Genomic DNA, 4,946 nt, shown 5'->3' with positions numbered 1-4,946 from the left:
ATCAATATTTAATATACTATCGGGATAGTTTAGGTTGTTATTGTTTATAGGTTCAAAAGAGTATGCCGAAAATTGTAGATCATGAAGAAAGGCGCGCGGCCATTGCCCGAGGGGCGGTAGAAGCCATCGCTAATTATGGTATTCACAAGGTAACCATGATTAAGTTCGCCGAAGCCGGTGGCTGTACAGAGGGCATGGTCAATTATTACTTCGATAATAAAGAACATGTGCTCCAGGCCGCATTAGAACAGGTAATTAAATCTACTGAAGATCGTTTAGTGCAGGCGATACAAGACAACCCGAAGGATTTGGAGAACTTATTGCTGCAAACTTTGCCCATCAACGAAACTGTGCAAAAAGAATTCTGTGTCTGGCGAGACTTTTGGCAGCGGGCCGGAGATTCTCAAGCTTTGCAGCAAACTCAAACACACTGGATAAAGGACTGGGTAGCCGGTATTTCCGGTTTCATCGAGAAAGCACAGGCGGCCGGTGAACTCAGACCGGATCTAGATGTACAGTTAGAAGCTGAAATGTTGGCCACTTATGTGGATGGTCTGGGTCTAAAGGCGTCATTGGCTCCCAAAGATTGGCCTGTAAAGCGGCAGAAGCAACATGTGAGTGCGTATCTGTCACGGCTCTATTGACCGCTGATCCCCGAAATTCTTTTTTTAAAATCACACTACCTTCTTGTTATCTTCGGAAATCAGATAAATCGAGTTCGAATCTTGTCTGTTTTAGAAGTAGGACACACAGTTCGAGCCCGTCCTGTGAATTTAGGAGATCGACTGGAGAGGATTGGACGACGTCCTTAAATATCAACTCGATTGCCTTTTATGTCAATTAATGCCGACGCTACGCGGGTATATTTTCACCCTACTGCGAAGTGACGCGGCTACAGGTGCGATCCAATAGAAATCGATTTAATAATGAAGTGTGATATCTGGTGAGTTGGAACTGATAAATCTACAGCTCCATGATCACCGATACGACTGTTACTTTGATGAATTTGAATTCAATAAATTTAGTCACAAACCTCTATGTCCATAGCTACAACTTTTTATCTCGCCGCTTACAATTCGACAGTTATATTTATCGTCGTGGACATAATTTCGGTATTCTTTTCACTGCACTCTCCGATTGACACTAAAGCTCATTGGTTACCGGAAAACAAAAAAATCCTTGTTACTAATAGGGATTGCAAATTATTTTAACTATCGCATTGCTTTCTATGGTGGCTTTCTATCTTATCAAAAATCCAGCAATGTAAATATCAACTCGTCAGGCGAGGATCTTTCGAGCTAATTTCGTCGATGTTTGGCTTGTGACTCACCGGCGGACTAAAAGCGGCTCGGTCAATATTTTTACGGTATATCAATATGAAAAAAAGTATAACAAGACGTGATTTCTTGAATGGTTCTGCATTGGCAATAGGAGCGATGGGTCTATCCAGTAGCACTGCATGGGCTCAGCTACTGGGCGCATCTGGTGAGGCGACGACGCTTGGCCCCTTACCTGCGGATTACTATCCACCAACTTTGACAGGCTTGCGGGGCAGCCATAAGGGATCCTTTGAAGTGGCCCACTCACTGGCATGGCGTGGTGAGAAACCGCAGCACTACCAAAAGCTTCACGAGCACTATGATCTGGTAATTGTTGGTGGTGGAATATCCGGATTGTCTGCAGCGTGGTTTTATCGAAAAAAAATGGGCCATGATGCACGCATTCTGATTCTGGATAATCACGACGATTTCGGCGGACATGCCAAGCGCAACGAATTCCAGGTCAAAGGTAAAACGTTATTGGGGGCTGGCGGTTCGCAAAACTTGGAGTTCCCAGACCGCTACGATGATATTTCCCGCTCAGTATTGGACGACTTGGGCATCGATACCGATATCATGGAATCCAATATGACGCAAGATTACCCCTTGGGCAATACCGATCACGATGCAGGCATGTCGATTGCGACTGATAATGGTCACGTTAACCTTGGCGGAAATTGGATTAATTTTTTACACGCGAAGGAAGGCTATCGCGAAGCGATAGAACGATTGCCTTATAATAAATCTGAAAAAGAAAAACTGATCGAATTCGTATCCGGCGAGCACGACTACCTTGATGAACTGTCCTTCTTCGAGAAATATAAGTACTCAAAAACCACCAGTTACAATAGTTTTCTTCGCGACAGAGTCGGGTTTTCGGGCAGAACAATTCGTATGCTAGATGTTTTTAGTCGTGGCATGTTCGGGTACTCTGGCTGGAAGGACAGTATTCTTCACGCCATCATGCTTGGCGCGCCAGGGCTCAGAGCGATGGGCTGGTTGGGTGAAGTAGCCGACTTCCTGACGATGAGTACAGGCAAAGCTTATGAAGCCAGATATTTCCCCGATGGCAATGCAACTGTAGCGAGGCTACTGGTGAGTAAGTTGATTCCCTCCGTAGCGAAAGGGGAGGGAAATTTTACCAACATTGCCACTAAACGCCTCGACTATAGTGAACTTGACCGAGAACGACACACCACTAAAATAAGGTTAAACAGTACGGCTGTTGGCGTGCGCCAGCGCGGTGAAAATCTGGTCGAGGTTGATTACGTAATTTCCGGACAGGCTCAGAGTGTGACTGCTGATCACTGTATATTGGCTTGTTACAATGGTTTGATACCGCACTTGTGCCCAGAACTTCCCGAGAAGCAAAAGGAAAATCTCAGCTATAACGTTAAGATTCCCTTTGTATTTTCTACCATTGCTCTTAGCGATGGTAAAGCTTGGTCACAGTTGGATTGCAATATGATGTTTTGCCCTCATGATTACTTTAATACCATAACCGCGACTCCTCCAACCACCACCGGGGGACACCAGCCGCCGATGACGCCAGATGAACCTATGGCGGTCAGCATGTTTCACAGCCCTACACCGGAACCGATCAATAACGAGACCGGACGTGAGCTGTTCCGACATGGGCGCCACATTCTCTACACCACCCCTTACGAAGTTTACGAGAAAAATATTCGGCAACAGCTACAAAGCGTTCTGGGGCAATACGGTTTCAATCATGAGCGAGATATTGAGGCCATCACTGTAAATCGCTGGTCGCATGGTTATGCGTATCCGTATATGCAGCTCGATGATCCCGAGTGGGAAGAAGGCCAGGCTCCTCATGAGCTGGGACGCAAACAATTTGGACGCATTTCCATTGCAAACTCCGATTCAGAAGCCCAGTCTTATGTTACAGCAGCAATTGTGGCGGCGCACCGAGCGGTAGAGGAGCAAACATCGTCGTAAATGCAATAGGTATTTGAGGGACACCGTACTGCCGAGTGCCCCTAAATTGATATATGCATTTTCCACCACCTGATCATGCCCTAAAAGAAGATCAAAAATTAGTTTGACTTAAGTTTCGGTAGGCCATTGGCGTATAGCCGCTAAGGCTCTTAAAGGCACGATCAAAAGCGCTGGACTCTGAATATCCCAGTTGCAGTGCAATGATGCTGACAGGGGAGCTGGTTTCCGTCAGCGCTTTCTTGGCGACTTCCTCCATCACTGCATTGCGGAGCTCGCGAAAGGAAGTACCTCGGGTCATTAGTTGTCGAGTCAGGTTTCTGCGTGACATAAAAAATTGCGTTGCCGCGTGGTTCGCCGAGCAGGCGTCCGTGCCGAGCGTCCGGGCAATATAGAATTTAACTTGACCAACAATGTCGTCGATTTTCAGTATTTTGTCCAGAAGTTGATCTGCATTCTCCCGCAGTACTTTCAGCATATTGGGGTCTGCGGGAGTAGCTTCAAGATTAAGATCGGAACTACTGATTGCACAGTAATTCACGGCTTGTTCAAATTTTACATTTTTACCAATGAATTCGTAGTAGTCTTCAATACTTGAATTGGGCTTATGACTAAATCCAACTTCCAGAGGACTCCAGGCATCGTCCAATTGCTTACGCAAAAGCTTCATCAATAATGCCATTGCCAATTCAACTTCTTGAGAGATATCAAAAGCGGGTGCAATGTTGACGCGATATTCTAGCCGGCTTTCATTTTTACCTTCAATGAAATCGATAACAATTGCTTTAGATATCGTTTGATCGTATCGGGATAAACATAAACAGACGTCTCTCAATGTGGCCGCGTGATAGACGGTAAGCATTCCTGAACCAAAGTCAGAACCCTTGACAACCTTTGAAAGTTGTAAGCCTAGTAGAGATTCATCGAGACGTTTAGCTGTCCAATTAATGAGTCGGATATAATCTTCCATCGACAGAAATTCGTACCCACCGTTGGAATCCTTTTCCAAATCCAGAGACTGTTCAATTTCGGCTTGAGTGATTCCTCTCTCATACGAAAAGTTCAATAGCCATTGACTAGAAAGCCCTGAAAACTTTTTCAATTGAATCATAAAAACAGCCCCTTTGTTCGGATGGGTGACCGACTATATCGGGGTACAATTGCTCATAGAATCGACTTAACTTATTGTTTTTATTGAAGAGAATACCTTTATTTTTTCGGTCGTCAGCCATACTAAGTTCTTCCATCCCTCTCTTTGAGCCGCGGTAGACGAGCTGAGCGGTGCATGATAGAAGCCGTATGCGCGGCTCGATTATCTCTGATAACCAATAAGGGGTCCTAGGGATTTTGCCTCCATATATCGCAAAACCCTCTGAAGCTCCCGTCTGCCGTGGCCTGTAGAGGGCTATTAATTTCTAATTCACCAAAAATTTGTTATCTTCTTTGACCTTTAGGTCAAAGAATGAGCAGAGACAAACGGCTATCAATTCTCACTGCCGCGGAAATCGAGGATTTATACAGCGTTCCTTCCTTCAACGAGTCTTATCAGCGGTTTTACTTCGCGCTAAATGATAAAGAACTTGCGGAGCTATCCAGAATACGGCAACGCAAGTACCGTTGTGTTGCCGTTGCATTGTTGGGCTACTTCAAATGCAAACCGATCCTGCTCAA

Annotated in this window: 4 protein-coding genes; 3 read left to right on the top strand and 1 reads right to left on the bottom strand. The window is 45.3% G+C overall.

The annotated features are described in order from the left end of the window. The first annotated feature begins 62 nt into the window (after nucleotides 1–62). On the top strand, nucleotides 63–644 hold the full coding sequence (locus A3756_RS10275; RefSeq protein WP_068510848.1) for a TetR/AcrR family transcriptional regulator: 582 nt from the start codon (nucleotides 63–65) through the stop codon (nucleotides 642–644). A 732-nt stretch (nucleotides 645–1,376) separates the two neighbouring features. Further along, nucleotides 1,377–3,278 (top strand): NAD(P)-binding protein, encoded by a 1,902-nt coding sequence (locus tag A3756_RS10270; protein ID WP_068553447.1) that lies wholly within the window; start codon nucleotides 1,377–1,379, stop codon nucleotides 3,276–3,278. A 91-nt stretch (nucleotides 3,279–3,369) separates the two neighbouring features. Here A3756_RS10270 and A3756_RS10265 read toward each other — a convergent pair whose 3' ends face one another. Further along, a complete protein-coding gene (locus A3756_RS10265) occupies nucleotides 3,370–4,386 on the bottom strand; it encodes an AraC family transcriptional regulator (RefSeq protein ID WP_068553446.1) in 1,017 nt (338 codons plus the stop codon). Nucleotides 4,387–4,737: 351 nt separating this feature from the next. Between A3756_RS10265 and A3756_RS10260 the strand changes: the two genes are divergently transcribed. Continuing rightward, the coding region (locus tag A3756_RS10260) for a DUF4158 domain-containing protein (protein ID WP_156490399.1) at nucleotides 4,738–4,946 on the top strand (209 nt) is incomplete at its 3' end.

Source organism: Oleiphilus sp. HI0086 (assembly GCF_001635225.1).
The sequence above is the reverse complement of the archived record's forward strand: the minus strand, read 5'-3'. Positions and strand labels throughout refer to the sequence as shown.

Excerpts from the sequence above, each read along its gene's own strand:
- A3756_RS10275 (WP_068510848.1), top strand. The coding sequence starts at position 63 with ATGCCGAAAATTGTAGATCATGAAGAAAGGCGCGCGGCCATTGCCCGA.
- A3756_RS10270 (WP_068553447.1), top strand. The coding sequence starts at position 1,377 with ATGAAAAAAAGTATAACAAGACGTGATTTCTTGAATGGTTCTGCATTG.
- A3756_RS10265 (WP_068553446.1), bottom strand. The coding sequence starts at position 4,386 with ATGATTCAATTGAAAAAGTTTTCAGGGCTTTCTAGTCAATGGCTATTG.